Consider the following 20,681-nt stretch of genomic DNA (forward strand, 5'->3'; position numbering starts at 1 on the left):
TCACATGTATAAAAAACATTGGATAGATGCTGTATTGATTGATAATTCAACTATAACGTTTGTAAAAAAATTGCATTCATATTACAAATAAAAAACAATTAAAATTTGAAATACCCTAAAAAGTTAGATTTTTTGGTTGTCTAACTCTTTAGGGTATTTCAGTTTTAATTAGCTGGGATTTTTAAATTATTGACCTGATTGTCCTGAAGTGTTTCCTTCTAACATAGATTTAATGTAAGATTCAACATCGCTGTTGCTAGATTTTACATTATATTCTTCGAAAATATTTTTAAGTGCTTTACTTACTACTGTTGGATCGCTTTTTACAGCTTCTTCTGCTAATTTTTCTTCAAGTGATGGTTTTAATTCTTCAAAAGTAGAATCTTTTGTATCTAATAATTTGATTATGTGATACCCGAATGAAGTTTTAACTACATCTGAAGTTTTTCCTTTTTCAAGAGCATAAGCAGCTTCTTTAAATTCTTTAACGAAAGAGTTATCTTCTTTAGAAGACCAACCTAAATCGCCGCCATTAGAGGCATTAGCTGTGTCTTTAGAGTTTTCTTTAGCAAGTTTAGCGAAATCTTCTCCGTCATTAACTTTTTTCAGAATTTCTTCAGCTTTTTTCTTAGCGTCTTCATCGCTCAGTCCATTAGGGTTTGATTCACTTTTAACACTTATTAAGATGTGTGCAAGGTGATATTGATGTTTATTTTTTTCGTAACTTTGTTTTATTGTTTCATCGTCAACACCGTTGTATTCGTTAATCATAAGTGTTTGAGCAGCTTTAACCTTAAGGCCGTCTTTATATTTATCAAGGGTGAAACCTTGTTGTTTTAATAATTGTTCAAATTTTTCTTTTCCACCGTATTGCTCTTCAGCTTTTTTTAGTTTTTCATCAATGGCTTTGTCATCAATTTTTCCTTTATATTTATCTAAAAGAACTTTTTGAATCATCATGCTTGTTGCCGTTTTAGATAATTGGCTGGAACCAATGCTTTCTACTATATCTTTTTCTGTAACATCCCCGGCTTTACTAGAGATGTATTTTGTTCCGCCAGAAGAACAACCTGCTAAACCAATAACAGAGATACTAAGAGCTACAGGTAAAATAGCTTTTTTTAATTTTGTCATTAAAATTTCCTCCATAAGTTAATAACTATTTACAAATATAACATATCTTTTATTTAAAAACAACTAAAGAATAGGTGATATTAATCTTGCAAATGCTTCTTTAATTTTAATAATAATACTACGTTCTTGGTATTTTGAATATGAAACCAAAATAGATTTATCAATATCTTGTAAAAATATTTTTCTGAATGTATTTGTAGTTTGATAATCATAAATAAAGGCATTCATTTCAAAGTTCAATTTAAAACTACGATAGTCAAAGTTGGCGCTACCGATACTGGCAACTTCATTATCTATTATAATCATTTTTGTGTGGATAAAACCGTTATCATAGATATAAGTTTTTGCTCCGAAAGATGCTAATTCTCCAATATAAGAATAGGTAGCCCAATATACAAAAATGTGATCGGGCTTATTTGGAACCATTATTCTTACATCTATACCGGAAAGGATAGCCATTTTTAATGCGTTCATAACACTTTCATCAGGAATGAAGTATGGTGACTGTATATAAATATACTTTTTAGCACGTGAAATCATTTGGAGATAACCATATTTTATTTTTTCAAGTTTACTATCTGGTCCGCTTGATACTATTTGTATAGGTGTATAATTATTTACATGAGTAGCTATAAAGTCAGGTCTTAGACTTAATTGTTCGGCTTTTTTAGATGATTGAGAGTTCCAATCATCAATAAAACGATATTCTAAAGATCCTACAGCTTCGCCTTCTATACGAAGATGTGTATCACGCCAATAACCAAACTTTTTATCCAGCCCTAAATATTCATCGCCAACGTTAAAACCACCGGTATAACCAATTTCACCATCGATAACAACAATCTTTCTATGATTTCTATAATTCATACGAAAGTTTATTATCGGTAATTTTGATTTAAAAAAACTTTTTATTTTAGCATTATTTTTAGTTAAATTTCTCAAAGATGATATGCTGAGTTTTCTAGAACCGATGTCATCATACAAAATATAAACGGCAACTCCTTCTTTTAGTTTTTGTTCAAGAAGTTTAAAAAGTTGTTTACCTATACCATCTTTTTTTAAAATATAGTATTGGATATGGATATAATTTTTAGCGTTTTTTATATCTTCAAATAGTAAATCAAATTTTTCTTTACCGTCGGTTATAATTTTAATTTTATTATTTTTTGATAAAAATGCCTTATCTGTTTCATAATTCAATTCAATTAAATTTCTATATTTATGTATAAGTTGTTCATCTTTTGTAATTTCATATGGTGTTGTTCTATTCAACAGTCGTTCTTGATATGAAATTTTTTCTTCATCTGAGAAAGGGAAAATTTTTTCTCGATATATGGGACGTCCAAATATCAAATATAAAATAAACCCTAGATAAGGAATTAAAAATAATACCAAAATCCAAGCCCATGATGAAGATGCTGTTTGATATTCCAAAAAAACAATAGAAAATGCGAGTATTGTATTAATAATTAAAAACAATGTTAAGAGTAAATCAAAATTAATATTATTAAAAAATGTTGCAATTAAATCTATTACATATGATAAATTTATATTTAATATATTAAAGTTTGTATAATTCATAATATAACACTCCTAGTTAAATATTAACTTAAAATGTGGAAAAAGTCTATTAATAATATTTTTTTCGCATTGAAAAGAAGTAGTTACCTATGATATAATATTTAGTGTTATAATTTTAGAAAAAAGCGAAAGGAGATAACTATGAAAAAAGTAAGAGTACGATATGCACCATCTCCAACAGGAAATCTTCATATTGGAAATGCACGAACAGCATTATTTAATTATTTATTTGCTAAACATTACGGAGGGGACTTCGTTTTAAGAATAGAAGATACGGATTTTAAACGTAATAAAGAAGAAGGAGAGCGTAGTCAACTCAAATATATGAATTGGCTGGGTCTTGATTATGATGAAGGTATTGGAAAGGAAAAAGAATTCGGCCCATATCGTCAATCAGAACGTATTGAAATTTATCAAAAATATGCAAATCAACTTTTAGAAGAAGATAAAGCGTATAAATGTTACATGACTGCTGAAGAATTAGAAAGAGAACGTGAAGAGCAAATTGCAAACGGTTTGCCGCCACGTTACAGCGGAAAACATGCCCATTTAACTAAAGAAGAACAAGAAGCATTTGAAAGAGAAGGAAGAAAACCATCTATTCGTATTCGAGTTCCTCAAGATAGAGTATATAGTTTCGACGATATGGTAAAAGGTGAATTATCGTTTGAAGGGAAAGATTTTGGTGATTTTGTTATTGTAAAAAATGATGGAGTAGCAACATATAATTTTGCCGTTGCCGTTGATGATCATTTAATGGAAATATCACATGTATTACGTGGTGATGACCATGTATCAAATACTCCAAAACAATTGGTAGTTTACGAGGCATTAGGGTTTGAAGCGCCACGTTTTGGGCATATGACTTTAATTGTTAATGAAAACAAGAAAAAATTATCAAAACGTGACGAAACTATTATTCAATTTATTGAACAATATGACGATTTAGGATATTTACCGGAAGCATTGTTTAATTTTATTACACTGTTAGGTTGGTCACCGGAAGGAGAAGAAGAAATCTTCACAAAAGAAGAGTTTGTAAAAATTTTTGATGAAAAACGTTTAAGTAAGTCACCGGCATTTTTTGATAACAATAAATTAACATGGATAAACAATCAATACATCAAAGCACAACCTCTTGAAAGAATAGTAAATTTGGCGTTACCATTTTTTGTTAAAGAAGGGGTGGCTACCGAAGAAGAAGTAATTACCAATAAGGCATGGTTTGAGAAGCTTATTTCGCTATATCAACCACAGATGAGTTACGGAGCGGAAATAATAAGATTAACAAAACAATTTTTTACTCAAGATATTAAATTTGATAAAGAAGAATTGGAAATATTAAAACAAGAAACTACAAAAGTAGTATTTGAAGATTTCTTGGACAAACTTGATTCAATTGAAGATTTTACCGCAGATAACATAAAAGTTCTAATCAAATCAATTCAGAAAGATACAGGAGTGAAAGGTAAAAACTTATTTATGCCTATTCGAATCGCATCAACCGGCTCAATGCATGGTCCGGAGTTAAATACAAGTTTAGAATTATTAGGTAAAAAACGTGTAGGAACACGTGTAAAATTGGCATTGGAATTATTATAAAAGAAGAAGACAGAGTGTTGTGAGTGTTGAAATTGCAATACCTGTCTTACTCATTGATTGGGGAAAAAATATATAACAAAAGTAAAGAAAATAACTTGACATTTACTTTTAAATACGATATTATATCTAGTGATATTGTTTATATATCTTCACGAGTAAGCCCCGGAAAACTTAGTCGTTATGACAGATTTAAAACAACATCTAGGAGGAAAACAAGACATGCGTCAAACATATATGGCAAAGCCATCAACTGTAGAAAAAAAATGGTATGTAATCGATGCTGAAGGACAAACTTTAGGTCGTTTATCATCAGAAGTAGCTTCAATTTTAAGAGGGAAACACAAACCTACTTATACACCACATATCGATACCGGTGATAATGTTATCATTATCAATGCTGAAAAAATTGTGTTGACTGGTAAAAAATTATCTGATAAAGTTTATCGTCGTCACACAATGCACCCGGGTGGATTAAAAGAAAGAACTGCCGGATTAATGGTGGAAAAATATCCGGAAGAACTTTTAGAGTTATCTATTAAAGGTATGTTACCAAAAAATACTTTAGGTAGAGCTCAAGGTATGAAACTTCATGTTTATCGTGGAGCAGAACACCCACATGCAGCACAAAAACCGGAAAAATATGAATTACGTGGTTAATATAGGAGGAAATAATTAAATGGCACAAGTAGAATATCGCGGTACAGGACGCCGTAAAAGCTCAGTAGCACGTGTAAGATTAGTACCTGGTACAGGGAAAGTTGTTATCAATAATAGAGAAATGCGTGAATACTTACCATTAGAATCATTGGTATTAGATTTAATGCAACCTTTAGAAGTTACATCTACTACAGGAAATTATGACGTTTTAGTTAACGTTAAAGGTGGAGGTTACACCGGACAAGCCCAAGCAATCCGTCATGGTATTGCTCGTGCATTATTAGAAGTAAATCCGGAATATCGTAAAGATTTAAAACCGGCAGGATTACTAACTCGTGACCCTCGTATGAAAGAACGTAAAAAATACGGTCTTCGTGGTGCGAGACGTGCTCCTCAATTTTCAAAACGTTAATATTTGGTCTTATACACCAACGTCAAAACACCGAAGTTTTTTCTTCGGTGTTTTTTACTTATATATTATTTTGTTTATTTAGCCAATATATAGCTATGGATAAAGAGTAAACTATAAATATAATAGAAAGAAAATAGGTCAATTATTCTTCCGATTTTTTAGTTGTTTTTTTAGTTGTTGCTTTTTTTATTTTTTCTTTTTTTGCAGTTTATTATTTTCCGGATACATAACTTTATCAACTAAACCGTATTCACAAGCCTCTTCTGCAGTTAGATAGTTATCACGTTCTGTATCACGTTCGATTGTTTTGATTGTCTGACCCGTTCTATCGGCTAATATTTTGTTTAGTTTTCCACGCGTTCTCAAAATATGTTTAGCCGCTATTTCTATTTCTGTTGCTTGTCCTTGTGCTCCACCAAGTGGTTGATGAATCATTACTTCTGCGTTTGGAAGTGCGTAACGTTTCCCGATTGTTCCGGCTGTCAGTAAGAATGCTCCCATACTTGCAGCCATACCCATACAAATAGTTACAACATCACATTTTATGTGTTGCATTGTATCATAAATTGCAAAACCTGCTGTTACACTTCCACCCGGTGAATTAATGTAAAAGTAAATATCTTTTTCACTGTCTTGTGCTTCTAAAAATAATAACTGACTTGTAATTGAATTTGCAACTTGGTCATTTACATCAGAACCAAGAATAATAATTCTATCTTTTAATAATCTTGAGTAAATATCGTACGCTCTTTCTCCTTGAGATGTTTGTTCTATTACCGTAGGAATTAGATTCATTGTGTTTCCTCCTAAATTTATATTTCACTTGATATTATATATCAAAATTGGTCAATGTGCAAATTTAAATAGTTATAATTTTGGAAATCTGAGAGCAGAAAAGAAGTGAAATTTATTGTATTTTTATTACAATTATTTTTAATATATATTTTTATAAAAATAATATAATACATTGTTTTAATTATAATAAATATTTTTTAATGTTTCCGCTTGCAGAAAAATAGTAAAAGGGGTATAATAAAAACGTGAGAAATAGTATTACTCAGTTTAGAGAAATGATGCTATGTGGTTAATTTGTATATTATACGTTATTGTCATAGAATTAACCCAATGCTTTAATAAGGATAGAAACAAGGGAGTAAACAAGCTAAGAGCATTTTCAACTTAGGAAATGTTCTTTTTTGCTGACAAGAAAAATAGTTAGATGTTATAATAAATATATAGAAAAAAGATAAAAACACAGTGCTGGTTGGTAGTCCAGCCGCAGAGAATATTTGGAAATCAAGTATCCACTGTAAGTAACCTGCCTCCTTGGTTGTCCATTCTTTTTTATAAAAATTAAAGGAGGATGTTTGATGAACCGTTTGTCAATTTCGTGTAATATATTTTTTGGTAATTCTTATTGGATTGGTGTTTTTGAAAGGGTTGAAGATGGAAAACTTTCAGCAGTTAAGGTGACTTTTGGAAAAGAACCGAATGACAAAGAAGTATATGAGTACATAATTAATCATTATACCAAATTTAATTTTGGTTCAAGCGTAACGACCAAGAAAAAAGTAAAAATAAAAAATCCTAAAAGATTACAGCGTGCTGTAAAAAAATCTTGTAATAAAACATTTTCATCAAAATCACAACAAGCACTGAAATTACAATTTGAAGAATATAAAAAAGAACGCAAGAAAAATTGTTCAATACAAAGAGAGGAGCGTAAAAAATATTTATTTGAACTAAAAAAGCTTAAAAGGAAACGAAAGCATAGAGGTAAGTAGCTTCTATGTTTTTATTTTTTTGAGATAATATTACAAATGTCAGTGTAAAATAATATATACATTAATTTTCAATTATGTTATTTAGTATCCGTTGTAATTGCAACTAAGACACTTTTATAGTATAATTTATTTAAAGGTCAATTTTAGTCAATAAAGGAGGTGGGCTTATGAATAATAATATGACAGATATACTTGAGCAATATATTAAAGAATTATTCAATAAATCTACAGAAGACTATATAACAATAAAAAGAAGTAATGTAGCCCAAAAGTTTGACTGTGTTCCCTCACAGTTAAATTATGTGATAAAGACCCGCTTTACACCTGAGCATGGTTTTATTATTGAAAGTAAACGTGGAGGTGGAGGTTTTATTCGTATTACGAAAATCACATTACACACAGGTACAGACTACTTGGACTATTTAATTGATAATTTACCTACTGATATAATAGAAATAGATGAAGCCATTCGTATAACAAAAATTTTATTAGATAAAGAATATATCGACAAATTTGACTATAATCATTTTATCAATAGTGTAGAAACGGTAACTGATGTTCATAATCAATTTCTTGAGTTGGCAGCTAGTGATGAGGTTGCACAAAAGATGCAATATGCCACTAAAGCACAATTAAGAAATTTAACGATTAAATTTTTAACAAATATAAAATACAATAAGAGAGGGTAATGCAATGTATATAAGATTTAATGAAACTGCCCTTATAGTTTTGACAACAGCAAAAGAAGAAGCGAATGATTTTGGTGTTAAAGCTGTAGGAACTGAGCATTTATTATTGGCGATGTTGAGTTTAAGTAATACACTTTCTTGTAAAACATTAAATAAATATGGTGTATATTATGATGACTTTAGGAAAGATGTATTAGATTTTTATGAAAATGAGCTTGAAGGAACGGATTTTTATCGAAATGTTTTGATGAAAATTGATTATACAAACGGTGCGGTAAGAACGATAGAAAAAAGCCAACAGTTTGCTGATGATACATCAAGTTTTGTCGTAACCAGCGAACATTTATTGTTATCATTGTTAAATGAACAAAATAGTACGGCAGTTAGATTATTAACCGATAAACTTAATATAAACACCGATGTTCTAATAACAGAATTATTCGAATTAGTTAAACAAAGCCAAGGATTATTCTCAAAATTATTTGATGGTTTTAAAAAAGTGGATGTAGTAGAAGATAATTCTGAAAAAACAAAAATATTAAATAGTTTGGCTAAAGATTTAACGAAAGATGCGTTAGATAACAAACTTGATCCGGTGTTAGCACGTGACAAAGAAATTACACGTATGATTGAAATATTAAATAGGAGAACAAAAAATAATCCGGTACTGATTGGAGAACCGGGTGTCGGTAAAACTGCAATAGTAGAAGGATTGGCGCAACGAATTGTTTCACAAGATGTACCAAGTAATCTACTAGGTAAACGAGTTATGGTCTTGGATATGGGATCTTTGCTAGCTGGTACGAAGTATCGTGGTGAATTTGAAGAACGTTTAAAAAATATTATTTCAGAAATTGAAGAAGCGGGGAATATTATCCTCTTTATTGATGAAATTCATACTATTATCGGAGCAGGTGGTACTGAAGGAAGTGCGGATGCATCAAATATTTTAAAACCGGCACTATCGCGTGGCATAATCCAATGTATTGGAGCGACAACAACAGAAGAATATCGTAAATATTTTGAGAAAGATGCTGCATTAGAACGCCGTTTTCAACCTATTAAAGTTGAAGAACCGGATATAGAAAATGCAATTATGATACTAAAAGGTTTAAAACATAAATATGAAGAACATCATAATGTTGAAATATTAGATAAAGCATTAGAAACGGCGGTTAAACTTAGTTCAACATATATTCCGGATCGTTGTTTGCCGGATAAAGCGATAGATTTAATTGATGAGGCTTGTTCAAAAGTTAAATTGCGTTTTTACAAATCACCGGAAAAATTAAAACAATATGAGGAAGAATTAAGTCGTTTAAATAAAGAAAAGGATAGAGCTGTAATTAATCAAGAATTTGAAATAGCTGCAAAAAAACGTGATGAAGTAAATAAAATTATTCAAAAAATTGAACAATTCAAAATTTCATGGCAGGATAATTTAACAAAAGAAAAAATTCAGATTAATGCAGATCATATCGCTGAGGTATTAGCAGGTTGGACAGGTGTTCCGGTAACGAAATTAACAGAAACGGAAAGTGAAAAATTACTAAAACTCGAAGAAATTCTACATAAGAGAGTTATTGGGCAAGATGAAGCCGTTACAAGTTTAGCAAAAGCTGTTCGCCGTGCAAGAAGCGGTTTTAAAGCAGAAAATCGACCGATCGGTAGTTTTATTTTCCTTGGGCCTACGGGTGTCGGTAAAACAGAACTTGCAAAAAGTTTATCGGAAGCACTATTTAGTTCAGAGGATAATATGATTCGTATAGATATGAGTGAATATATGGAATCACATTCAATCAGTCGTTTAATAGGAGCACCTCCGGGGTATGTTGGTTATGAAGATGCAGGTCAACTATCAGAAAAAGTACGACAAAAACCGTATTCAGTAGTGTTGTTTGATGAGATAGAAAAAGCACATCCATCAATTTTTAATATTTTGCTGCAAGTTCTTGATGATGGGCGTTTGACAGATGCTGCCGGTAGAACAGTTGATTTCAAAAACACCATTATTATAATGACATCAAATGTAGGGGTTAGCGAGCTAAAAGATCAAAAATTTGTCGGTTTTGGCGGCAGTGAATCAATTAAAAATGATTATAAAAATGTTCAGAATACAATGATGGAAGCATTAAAAAAACAATATCGTCCTGAATTTTTAAATCGTATTGATGATATTATTGTTTTTAAAACACTTGAAAAAGAAGAGTTGGAACAAATATCTGAACTATTAATAGCCGGTTTATCGAAACGTTTAGTCGATAAAAATATTACAATTAAATTAACAAAAAAAGCGATGTCAAAAATTGTTGAAGATGGTAGTATAAAAGAATACGGTGCGAGACCTCTTAAACGTAGTATTCAAAAAAATATAGAAGATTTATTAAGTGAAGAATTGTTGAAAAATCCGGATATAACCGGTGTAATCAATATTGATTATAAAAATGATAAGTTTATGATAAAGAAAACTAAGGGGTAATTATGGCAAAGATAAATGTAAAATATGAATGTAATGCCTGTGGTTATCAAAGTTTAAAATATCTGGGTAAATGTCCGAAGTGTTCAAAGTGGGGATCGTTAGAAGAGGTTGTTGAATCAAAAGTAAAGAGTAAACATACTGAATATCGTACAGAAGAAACAAAAGTACAACGAGTAGAAGCCGGAAAACTAAAAACGGTTTCTACTAAAGACGTTCCAAGAACGCTGACTGATAGCGGAGAATTAAACAGAGTGCTTGGTGGAGGAGTTGTTGGAGGGTCATTAGTATTACTGGGAGGAGATCCCGGCATAGGTAAATCAACGCTATTGTTACAAATTTCAGCCTATTTAGCAAAAGAACATAATGTACTTTATGTTACAGGAGAAGAATCTGTAAGACAGGTGAAAATTAGAGCGGATAGATTAAAAAACAATACGGATGAACTTTATGTTTATGCACAAACAGATCTTAATTTGATTTATCAGGTAGTTAAAAAAATAAAACCTCAGTTTTTAGTTATTGATTCAATTCAAACTATATATAATCCAAGTTTGGAAAATTCTCCCGATAGTATTACACAGGTGAGGGAATGTACTCAGCAATTAATGAAAATGGCAAAGAGTTTAAATATTGCAATTTTTATAGTTGGTCATGTAACAAAAGAAGGTACGATAGCAGGACCTAGAATGTTAGAACACATGGTTGATACCGTCTTGTATTTTGAAGGTGAGAGTCAGCATAGTTATCGTATTTTACGTGCTGTTAAAAATCGATTCGGTTCAACGAATGAAATCGGTATTTTTGAAATGAAGTCAAGCGGGCTACATGATTTAGAAAATCCATCGCGAATGTTTTTAGAAGAACGAAGTAAGGACTTAGCAGGCGCAACGATTATTAGCACAATGGAAGGTAGTCGTCCTCTTTTGGTGGAAATTCAGGCATTAACAACACCGACAGCATTTAATAATCCGCGACGTGTATCAACCGGATTGGAGTATAATAAGCTGGTATTATTAATGGCTGTATTAGAAAAGCGAGCGGGGTATTTATTGCAACAGCAAGATGTTTATGTTAAGGTGTCCGGTGGGGTTAAAATAGATGATCCGGCAGTAGATCTTGGTGTTATAATGGCGGTTGCTTCCAGTTTCAAAGATATTGCGGTTGATATGAATGATTGTTTTATAGGAGAGGTTGGTTTAACTGGAGAAGTACGGCGTGTTAGCAGAATAGAACAACGTATTAATGAAGCAAAAAAACATGGTTTTAAACGTGTAATTATTCCTTCGAGCAATATCAAAAACTCAGAATTCCCAAAAGAAATAGAAATAATTCCTGTTAAAGACATTAGACAATGTTTAGACATAGCATTTAAAAATATATTTTAATAAAATCGTAGGGTAAAATGCCCTACGATTTTGCAATAAATGTAGATAATATTACATAACATATAAATTATTAAGAGAAAAAGTATATAATTGTTGTGAGATCAACCTAAAAGTTAAAAATTTTAATAGAATTTACCTATTGGTAGTCAAATGCAGCAGTTCATTGATTTGGAAATATTCTTGAAAAATTTTCTAATTTCGGTGAATTTCACAGGGAAGATCTTACAAAATCGATTTTTAATAAAACCATGATTTTTGAGTTGCTCCAGTGAAAAGTATAAAATTAGAAAAAATTTTAAAATTTTTTGAATAAAATTATATTAATTTTTAACTGAATGTAGTAGAATAGAACTATAAATTTTAAAAAAGGAGTGATTATATGTTAAAAAAGTGTTAATGATAGTTTCACTATTACTTGGAATAACGGTAGGTACATTAATAACATCAGCATTAATAACCTATGAAGTATTTTCGTCGCTTAGTGAAACTAGTTTAAGATTAATTGTTACAATCGGTACAGCTTTAATTTTTTTAATAGTGTCTTTATTGTTTTCTAATAGATTTGTAACAGCGATGAGTGCTATAGAAGAGCGATTATCAAAAACACCAATTCAAAAGATAGTTTTTACCACTATCGGACTGATACTGGGACTTCTGCTTGCGATGTTGTTATCAGCAGGAGTTGATGTTATAGCAGGTTCCGGAATAATGGGAAGAATTATATCAGCTGTGATATATATAGTTTGCGGTTATTTAGGACTTGTAATAGGTTATCGTCGTGGAGGAGAATTTGTTAATATTTTTACGGCGTTTAAAATTGGAAACAAAAATAAGGAAACTCGTTCTAAATCTAAAAAAAGTTTAGATGTTTTAAATAAAATAATTGATACAAGTGCTTTAATCGATTCAAGGATACACGATGTTGCTAAAACAGGATTTTTAGAAGGGAAGATTATTGTTCCCGACTTTGTACTTAAAGAATTACAACTAATTTCTGATTCTGAGGAACCGTTAAAACGAGCTAAAGGTCGTTTAGGATTGGATTGCGTTGAAGAATTAAAAAATATGAAAGAAATAGAATTGGAAATAGATAATAAGTATACTTATAATGAACATAAAGGTGTAGACAATTTACTTATAGATTATGCGTTGAAATATAAATGTGCAATTATTACAACGGATTATAATTTGAATAAACTTGCTACATTACAATCTATAAAAGTTTTAAATGTGAACGACTTATCCAATGCTGTAAAACCTATATTAACAACAGGCGAACGTTTGAAAGTCAATGTATTAAGAGAAGGAAAAGAAAATAATCAAGGTGTAGCATATACAGAAGACGGTACGATGATTGTTGTCGAAAATGGGAAACGTCATGTAGGAAAAACAGTGGAAGTAGAGGTTCAAAGTGTTTTACAAACATCATCAGGTCGAATAATATTTACCAAGATAGTACAATAAGATTTGCTTTTTATAAAAAAGTATGTTATGATTAGTTGTATTGTATTAATAGATGATTATTTTAGGAGGAGAGTATGCACACTTTTTTAATGACAGTAGCAATATTGAGCAGTATTTTAATAATAATTGTAGTACTACTTCAAGAAAGTAAGTCAGGTGGTTTATCTGGTTTAACTGGTGGTGCCGAAGAACTGTTCGGTAAACAAAAAGTAAGAGGTGCTGAGTTAGTTTTACAAAGAATAACAATTGTATTAGGATTAATATTCTTTATATCGCTAGTGTGCCTTACTTGGTTAAAATTATAACAATAATGTAACCCTAAAGTGAAATTTCATTTTAGGGTTATTTTTATTAAGGAGGGAAAGATGTTAGACAATATATTAAAATTGTTTAAAAAATATGGTGTATTAAGTATTGATGATTTGAAGGAAAAATTAGCCGTTTCATCAGCAAAAACTTTTGTAGAGTTGGTAAAATGCTTAGAAAAGCTGGAACAAAGGGCGATTATTACTCAATTACCTAATGAAAAATTCTTATATATGGAAGAAAAATTAAAAATTGAAGGTATAATTCGTTTAAATCCAAAAGGGTTTGCCTTTGTTTATATTGAAAGGTTAGACATAGAAGTTTACATACCCAAAGGTTTTACTAAGGATGCTATGACAGGAGATAGCGTGCTTATTGAGATTGATAGTGCTTATACGAATAGACGTAATTTTGAGGGGATTGTCAAAAAGGTAGTGGAGCGGAATACTAAATATACAGTTGGTATGCTTACTAATGCCAGAATGTTTGCGTTTGTTAAAAGCGATGATAAAAATATAACAAAGTACATAAAAATATTAAATGGTAAAAACTTTAATTTGGTAGATGGAACAAAAGTATTAGTAGAAATAACAGAATATGCAGCGACAAATTTCGAAGATCATAAAGGTATCATAATTAAGTCATTGGGACATAAAGATGATCCGGGGGTAGATATATTATCTGTTATTTATAAATATAGTATTCCTAATGAATTTCCGGAAGATGTTCTTAAAGAAACTGAGACAATAAGTGAAAAAATAACATTTGGTGATAATTATAAAGATTGTACAAAAGAAATGGTTGTCACGATTGATGGTGATGATGCAAAAGATTTAGATGATGCAATCTCGGTAACTAAAACAAAAAAAGGTTATCAATTAAAAGTATTTATAGCAGATGTAGGCCGCTATGTAGAGGAAGATTCTTTATTAGATATTGAGGCATCTAAACGTGGATGTAGTGTTTATTTAGCTGGTCGTGTGGTACCGATGTTGCCTAGAAAATTATCAAATGGAATTTGTTCGCTAAATCCCAATGTACTTAGATATACGATTTGTTGCGATATTGATTTTAACGATAAAGGGTATTCTGAAAGCTATGATATATATCCGGCTATAATAAAATCAAATGGAAGACTAACATACAAAAAGGTAAATGCTTTGTATGATAATAGCGAAAAGGAAAAAGAAGAATATAAAGAGTATGCGCCAATGTTAAAAACTGCGTTGGAATTATCAAAAAAAATTCGCGATAATAGAGAAAAACGCGGAGCAATTGATTTTGATAAGATAGAATCGAAAGTTGTAGTGGACAAAAATGGTGATGTGTTAGATGTAGTACCTAGAGAACGTGGAGTAGCGGAGCGGTTGATAGAGGACTTTATGCTTAGTGCAAATGAAGTAATTGGAGAACATTTTTATTGGATGCAAGTACCGTTTATTTATCGCATACATGAAGAACCGAAAATTCAAAAATTAAGACAGTTTTTCGATATAGCTTCAAGTTTTGGGTATAGAGTAAAGGGTAATATTGAGGAGATTGAGCCTTACATGCTTGCGAATATGCTTCGGAAGTTTAAAGGTGAAGTTATTGAACCTATGTTGTCAACGATATTATTAAGAACTATGAATCAAGCACGTTATTCTTCAGAAAATATTGGGCATTTTGCATTAGCTGCAAAGTATTATACGCATTTTACATCACCTATACGACGTTATCCGGATTTATTGGTACATAGAATGATTAGAACATATTTATTTAAAGGCGATATTTCTGAAAAAACACTTATTCATAATGCGGAAAAACTCCCACATTTGGCAGAAACATCATCGAAATATGAGAAAAGAGCGGTTGATTGTGAAAGAGATGTAGATCGAATGAAAAAATGTGAATATATGCTCAAATATCAAGAGAGAACATTTAGAGGTATGGTATCAGGCGTGACAAATTTTGGAATATTCGTTACATTAGAAAACACAATAGAAGGTTTAGTTCATATTAAAGCTATGACCGATGATTATTATACATATGATGAAAAAAATATGTTTTTAATAGGTAGAAGAAATAAAAAAATATATCGCTTAGGTGATGAGGTGATAGTTAAAGTGATGAATGTTGACATAGATAATCAGGAAATTGATTTTAAAATATTAACGCATAGACCGTTAATTAAAAAGAGAAAAAGTAAAGGAAGAAAAATATGAATAAAGTAATTGCGCAAAATAAAAAAGCAACCCATGATTATTTTATTGAAGAAACCTATGAAGCAGGGTTAGTGCTAACAGGAACAGAAATAAAATCAATACGTCGAGGCAGGGTTAATTTAAAAGATTCGTATTGTCAAACGAGAAAAGGAGAAATGTTCGCCTATAATATGCACATTTCTCATTTTGAAGAAGGAAATAGATTTAACCATGATCCTTTGCGTGTAAGAAAATTATTGTTAAAAAAGAAACAAATAGCGATATTAACAAATAAGCAAAATGAAGCGGGAATTAGTATAATTCCATTAAAATTATATATAAAAAATGGATATGCTAAATTGCTTATTGGAGTGGCTAAAGGCAAGAAAAATTATGATAAACGTCATGTTCTTAAACAAAAAGAAGCCAATAAAGAGATTAGTAGAGCATTAAAAAATAAACAAAAATATTAAATAAATATTTATTATTATATAATTAGTGATAAAAATATACTACAAAAAATTTGTAGTATATATTTTTTTATTGAAAAAATATAAAATATCAAAAATATTAGAAAATACAAGAAAAGAAATAATTTTAAAAAAATATGATGGTAAAAAATATAACAAAGTATAAAAATGTTAAAGTCATTGTTTTTAGAAAAAACAATTTATTTTCTTTGATATTATAGGTTTTTATTAAAAATATTATCATAGCAAGCAAAAAAACGCTTTACATTTTTATGAAAGCGTGCTAAAATATTAGTTGTAAGTCAAGAAATCGGTAAATAAAATTGAAGATAAAATGATAGCTTGGTAACTATTTTTATTATGTTTTTTTCGATAAAATACAATAAAAATAATATAACAGATAAAAACTGTTGTATTACTAAATTATAGAATTAAGAAAAATATTTATATTTTAAATATCATAATTTTAATATAATATTTAAGTATAGTGCCTAAAGTTTTATCTTTTAAATTTATAACGGATTTCTTTATATAAACAAAATATATTTTATAAAGGAGAAGTGTATTCATGGAAAAATTCACTCAAATATTACAGCCGGTGGCTGATAATTTATATATTTCTGCACTAATTGCATTGATTCCTATCGTGTTTTATTTAGTGGCACTTGCTGGATTCAAAGTTAAAGGTTGGCTAACGGGGTTACTTACTCTTGTGGTAGCTATTGTTATAGCCTGTCTGTTCTTTAAAATGCCATTCCATTTTGCTGCATTCTCAACTATTCACGGTATGGTATACGGTATTTTACCGATTGGTTGGATTATTTTAGCATCTGTATTCTTATATAAAATGACTGTTAAGAGTGGTCACTTTGATATTATCAGAGATAGTATCACTTCATTAACAGATGACAGACGTATTCAAGCATTAATTATTGCGTTCTCATTTGGTGCGTTTTTAGAAGGTGCTGCCGGATTTGGTGCACCCGTTGCTATCACAGCTGCATTGTTGGTTGGTTTAGGGTTTAAACCGTTATATGCCGCTGGTGTGTGTATGGTAGCTAATACAGCACCGGTTGCGTTCGGAGCGGTAGGTGCGCCGGTTACTGCGATGGATGGGTTAGCTACTTATGCAAATGGTTCTCCAATACCTGCGGTAGAAATTGCAGCAATGATTGGGCGACAATTACCATTGGTGTCTATTTTCATTCCATTCTACTTAGTATTAATTATGGCAGGATTTAAAAAAGCATTAGAAGTTTGGCCTGCATTATTAGTTTCTGGTGGGACATTCGCTTTAGCACAATTCGTAAGTTCTAACTTCTTGGGTGAACAATTACCGGATATTCTTTCTTCATTAATATCACTTGTATCTATAGTTATCTTGCTTCAATTCTGGAAACCTAAAACTACTTGGAGATTTGCTGACGAAAAAGATTCTGATATGAAAACAAACGAAACTCCTAAACATTCACTAAAAGATATTTTAGTGGCATGGTCACCATTCGTAGTTCTAACAGTATTTATTTTCTTATGGACTATGAAACCTGCTAAAGCATTCTTTAAAACAATTGCACTTAATCCTAAAGTTCCGTTTATTGATGGAAACATTATAAGTTCAGTTTCAGGAAAACCGATTGCAGCCGTATTCAAGTTAGACATTATAGGTTCTATCGGTACGGGTATTTTGGTGGCTGCATTGGTATCTAAATTTATTATTAAACTTAGTTGGAAAGATACAGCTAAAACATTTATTGAAACATTTAACGAAGTAAAAATTGCATTATTGACAATCTGTTTTGTAGTTGGATTTGCTTATATTATGAACGCATCTGGTATGTCTAATACATTAGGTAATGCCTTAGCAGCTACAGGAACAGTATTCAAATTCTTGTCTCCTGCACTTGGTTGGATTGGGGTATTTATTACAGGGTCTGATACATCAGCTAACCTACTGTTTGCGAAACTGCAACAAGTTACAGCAAGCCAAGTTGGTATGGATCCACTATTAGCAGTTGCAGCTAACGCATCTGGTGGTGTTGTCGGTAAAATGATTTCTCCACAATCTATTGCAGTTGCAGCAGCGGCGGTTGGATTAGTTGGTAGAGAATCTGAGTTACTTAAATTTACAGTAAAACACAGCTTTATACTACTGATTATTGTGTGTGCTATTGTTTCACTTCAAGCGATCGGAGTTCTCGGTTGGATGATACCGGTTCACCCATAAAATATTTATAGTTAATTATTTCGAAAAGGTTGAAATTTTGGTTTGAAATTTCGACCTTTTTTTTATTTTTTCTAGTATTTCAATTTACAACCTAGGAAAATAGTGGTATTATTGATAAGTTAGATTAATTATTTAGAATACTATATACAAATATTTATTGATTTGAATATGGTTTAATAAGGAGAAAGAAATGTCTATTAAATTAAGAGATACGGTAAGAAATATTGCGATTATTGCTCACGTCGATCATGGGAAAACTACATTAGTTGACGAGCTTTTAAAACAATCCGGAATATTTCGTTCAAATGAACACGTTGAAGAAAGAGCAATGGACTCTAATGACTTGGAAAGAGAACGTGGCATAACTATTTTAGCTAAGAATACAGCTATTGATTATAAAGGAAGAAGAATTAATATTTTAGATACACCGGGACATGCTGATTTTGGCGGAGAAGTGGAACGTATTATGAAAATGGTTGATGGGGTGCTTCTTGTTGTTGATGCTTATGAAGGAACAATGCCACAAACACGTTTTGTACTAAAAAAAGCCTTAGAACAAAATTTAAAACCTATTGTTGTGGTTAATAAAATTGATAAGGATTCAGCCCGCCCTGAAGAAGTTGTTGATGAAGTTATTGATTTATTTATTGAGCTTGGAGCAAATGATGACCAGTTGGAATTCCCCGTTGTTTATGCTTCGGCGATTAACGGTACTGCATCACTTAAAAGTGATCCGAGTGAACAAGGTGAAAATATGCAATGTCTATATGATACCATTATTGACTATGTACCTGCACCTGTTGATAATAGTGATGAACCGTTACAATTTCAAGTAGCGTTGTTAGATTATAATGATTATGTTGGACGTATTGGGATTGGACGTGTTTTTCGCGGTAGTATGAAGGTAGGAGAATCTGTTTCTCTTATGAAATTGGACGGTACTGTCAAAAACTTTCGTGTAACAAAAATATTTGGTTATTTTGGACTGAAACGAGATGAAATAACAGAGGCTTATGCCGGTGATATAGTTGCAGTAAGCGGTATGGATGATATTAATGTTGGAGAAACAGTTTGTCCAACTGAACAGCAAGAAGCTTTACCGATATTACATATAGATGAGCCTACTTTACAGATGACTTTCTTAGTAAATAATTCTCCATTTGCAGGTAAAGAAGGAAAATTTGTTACAGCACGCAAGTTAGAAGATCGACTAATGCAACAATTAGAAACTGATGTATCATTACGGGTAGAACCTAATACCAATGATTCTTGGATAGTAAGCGGTCGTGGTGAATTACATCTATCAATTTTAATTGAAAACTTACGTCGTGAAGGGTATGAATTGCAAGTATCAAAACCGGAAGTTATTATTCGTAATATCGACGGAATTGATTGTGAACCTGTGGAACGTGTTCAAGTGGATGTTCCGGATGAATCGGTAGGAGCCGTTATTGAATCTTTAGGACAACGTAAAGGTGATATGCTTGACATGCAGGCTGACGGTAATGGGCAAACTCGACTTATATTTAATGTTCCTGCACGTGGTCTTATCGGTTATACAACTGAGTTCATGTCTATGACAAAAGGATATGGAATTATTAATCATACATTTGATTCTTACCAACCTATGCAAAAAGGGAAAGTAGGCGGTCGTCGTAATGGTGTGCTTGTTGCTTTAGAAAACGGACAAGCTACTGCATATTCTATTTCAAGTATAGAAGAACGTGGAACAGTTTTTGTAGAGCCGGGGACAGAAGTATATGGCGGAATGATTGTAGGCGAAAACAGTCGTGAGAATGATATTACCGTAAATATTACAAAAGCAAAAGCTCAAACAAATGTACGTTCATCAACTAAAGATCAGACAGTTACGTTGAAGAAAGCACGTATTATGACGCTTGAAGAAAGTTTAGAGTATTTAAGTGATGATGAGTATTTAGAAGTAACGCCGGAATCAATACGACTACGCAAAAAAGAACTGGATAAATCGGTACGAGAAAAAGCGGCACGTAAAGCAAAATATTCTGAAGAGTAAAAATTATTTAAAAATCGTATAAGGTTATATGCTTTATACGATTTTTTTATCAAACTGCAAATATAGTAACCAATACAGTAAAAATAATGAAAATTAAATATTTTTACTGAAAACGCAGTCAATATAATGGTTATAGGTAAATTCATATATTTTAATAATAGGGAAAATTATTTTATATAAAAAATTATGAATAGCAATTTTATTGGCAATATAAAATAAATATATTTTTATAAATAATATATTTTAAGTTATAATAAAATAATAGATTTTTGTTAA

Annotated in this window: 16 protein-coding genes; 13 read left to right on the forward strand and 3 right to left on the reverse strand. The window is 31.1% G+C overall.

Annotated features, from left to right (window positions below; all coding sequences use genetic code 11):
• Positions 1-186: 186 nt before the first annotated feature.
• Both AXE85_RS02460 and cls read right to left on the reverse strand, forming a co-directional pair.
• On the reverse strand, positions 187-1,134 hold the full coding sequence (locus AXE85_RS02460) for a foldase protein PrsA (protein WP_062172991.1): 948 nt from the start codon (positions 1,132-1,134) through the stop codon (positions 187-189).
• Between the two features lie 63 nt (positions 1,135-1,197).
• Complete coding sequence (cls, locus tag AXE85_RS02465) at positions 1,198-2,715, reverse strand: cardiolipin synthase (protein ID WP_062172992.1); 1,518 nt, start codon at positions 2,713-2,715, stop codon at positions 1,198-1,200.
• A 141-nt stretch (positions 2,716-2,856) separates the two neighbouring features.
• On the opposite strand from cls, the gene gltX reads away from it, so the two are divergent.
• From gltX to rpsI, 3 genes are all read left to right on the forward strand, one after another.
• On the forward strand, positions 2,857-4,317 hold the full coding sequence (gene gltX, locus AXE85_RS02470; protein ID WP_062172993.1) for a glutamate--tRNA ligase: 1,461 nt from the start codon (positions 2,857-2,859) through the stop codon (positions 4,315-4,317).
• A gap of 219 nt (positions 4,318-4,536) precedes the next feature.
• Positions 4,537-4,974, forward strand: a complete 438-nt coding sequence (rplM, locus tag AXE85_RS02475) for a 50S ribosomal protein L13 (RefSeq protein WP_040461052.1) — start codon at positions 4,537-4,539, stop codon at positions 4,972-4,974.
• Between the two features lie 19 nt (positions 4,975-4,993).
• Positions 4,994-5,386: a 30S ribosomal protein S9 gene (gene rpsI / locus AXE85_RS02480; protein ID WP_062172994.1), complete on the forward strand. Its 393-nt coding sequence runs from the start codon at positions 4,994-4,996 to the stop codon at positions 5,384-5,386.
• Between the two features lie 186 nt (positions 5,387-5,572).
• Here rpsI and clpP read toward each other — a convergent pair whose 3' ends face one another.
• Positions 5,573-6,181 carry an ATP-dependent Clp endopeptidase proteolytic subunit ClpP gene (clpP, locus tag AXE85_RS02485; RefSeq protein ID WP_062172995.1) on the reverse strand — a complete coding sequence of 203 codons (609 nt, stop codon included), beginning with the start codon at positions 6,179-6,181 and terminating at the stop codon, positions 5,573-5,575.
• A gap of 575 nt (positions 6,182-6,756) precedes the next feature.
• Between clpP and AXE85_RS02490 the strand changes: the two genes are divergently transcribed.
• The 10 genes from AXE85_RS02490 (at position 6,757) to typA (ending at position 20,405) form a co-directional block, all read left to right on the forward strand.
• Positions 6,757-7,170 carry a YjdF family protein gene (locus AXE85_RS02490; protein ID WP_062172996.1) on the forward strand — a complete coding sequence of 138 codons (414 nt, stop codon included), beginning with the start codon at positions 6,757-6,759 and terminating at the stop codon, positions 7,168-7,170.
• 167 nt (positions 7,171-7,337) lie between these two features.
• Entirely contained in the window at positions 7,338-7,859 is a 522-nt protein-coding gene (locus AXE85_RS02495) for a CtsR family transcriptional regulator (RefSeq protein ID WP_062172997.1), read from the forward strand.
• A 4-nt stretch (positions 7,860-7,863) separates the two neighbouring features.
• Entirely contained in the window at positions 7,864-10,338 is a 2,475-nt protein-coding gene (locus AXE85_RS02500) for an ATP-dependent Clp protease ATP-binding subunit (RefSeq protein ID WP_062172998.1), read from the forward strand.
• Positions 10,339-10,340: 2 nt separating this feature from the next.
• Complete coding sequence (gene radA / locus AXE85_RS02505) at positions 10,341-11,723, forward strand: DNA repair protein RadA (protein ID WP_062172999.1); 1,383 nt, start codon at positions 10,341-10,343, stop codon at positions 11,721-11,723.
• A 396-nt stretch (positions 11,724-12,119) separates the two neighbouring features.
• Positions 12,120-13,187, forward strand: coding sequence for a PIN/TRAM domain-containing protein (locus tag AXE85_RS02510; protein WP_062173000.1), 1,068 nt, complete (start codon positions 12,120-12,122; stop codon positions 13,185-13,187).
• Between the two features lie 74 nt (positions 13,188-13,261).
• The gene (gene secG / locus AXE85_RS02515; protein ID WP_040461049.1) at positions 13,262-13,492 is read left to right on the forward strand and encodes a preprotein translocase subunit SecG; all 231 of its coding nucleotides are present in this window, start codon (positions 13,262-13,264) and stop codon (positions 13,490-13,492) included.
• A 60-nt stretch (positions 13,493-13,552) separates the two neighbouring features.
• A complete protein-coding gene (rnr, locus tag AXE85_RS02520) occupies positions 13,553-15,697 on the forward strand; it encodes a ribonuclease R (RefSeq protein ID WP_062173001.1) in 2,145 nt (714 codons plus the stop codon).
• Positions 15,694-16,149 (forward strand): SsrA-binding protein SmpB, encoded by a 456-nt coding sequence (gene smpB / locus AXE85_RS02525; protein ID WP_062173002.1) that lies wholly within the window; start codon positions 15,694-15,696, stop codon positions 16,147-16,149. Before rnr ends, smpB begins: the two co-directional genes overlap by 4 nt.
• 565 nt (positions 16,150-16,714) lie before the next feature.
• Positions 16,715-18,370 (forward strand): L-lactate permease, encoded by a 1,656-nt coding sequence (locus AXE85_RS02530; RefSeq protein ID WP_062173003.1) that lies wholly within the window; start codon positions 16,715-16,717, stop codon positions 18,368-18,370.
• A gap of 190 nt (positions 18,371-18,560) precedes the next feature.
• On the forward strand, positions 18,561-20,405 hold the full coding sequence (gene typA / locus AXE85_RS02535) for a translational GTPase TypA (protein ID WP_062173004.1): 1,845 nt from the start codon (positions 18,561-18,563) through the stop codon (positions 20,403-20,405).
• Positions 20,406-20,681: the final 276 nt, after the last annotated feature.

The organism is Gemella sp. oral taxon 928 (assembly GCF_001553915.1).
GTDB classification, from domain to species: domain Bacteria; phylum Bacillota; class Bacilli; order Staphylococcales; family Gemellaceae; genus Gemella; species Gemella massiliensis.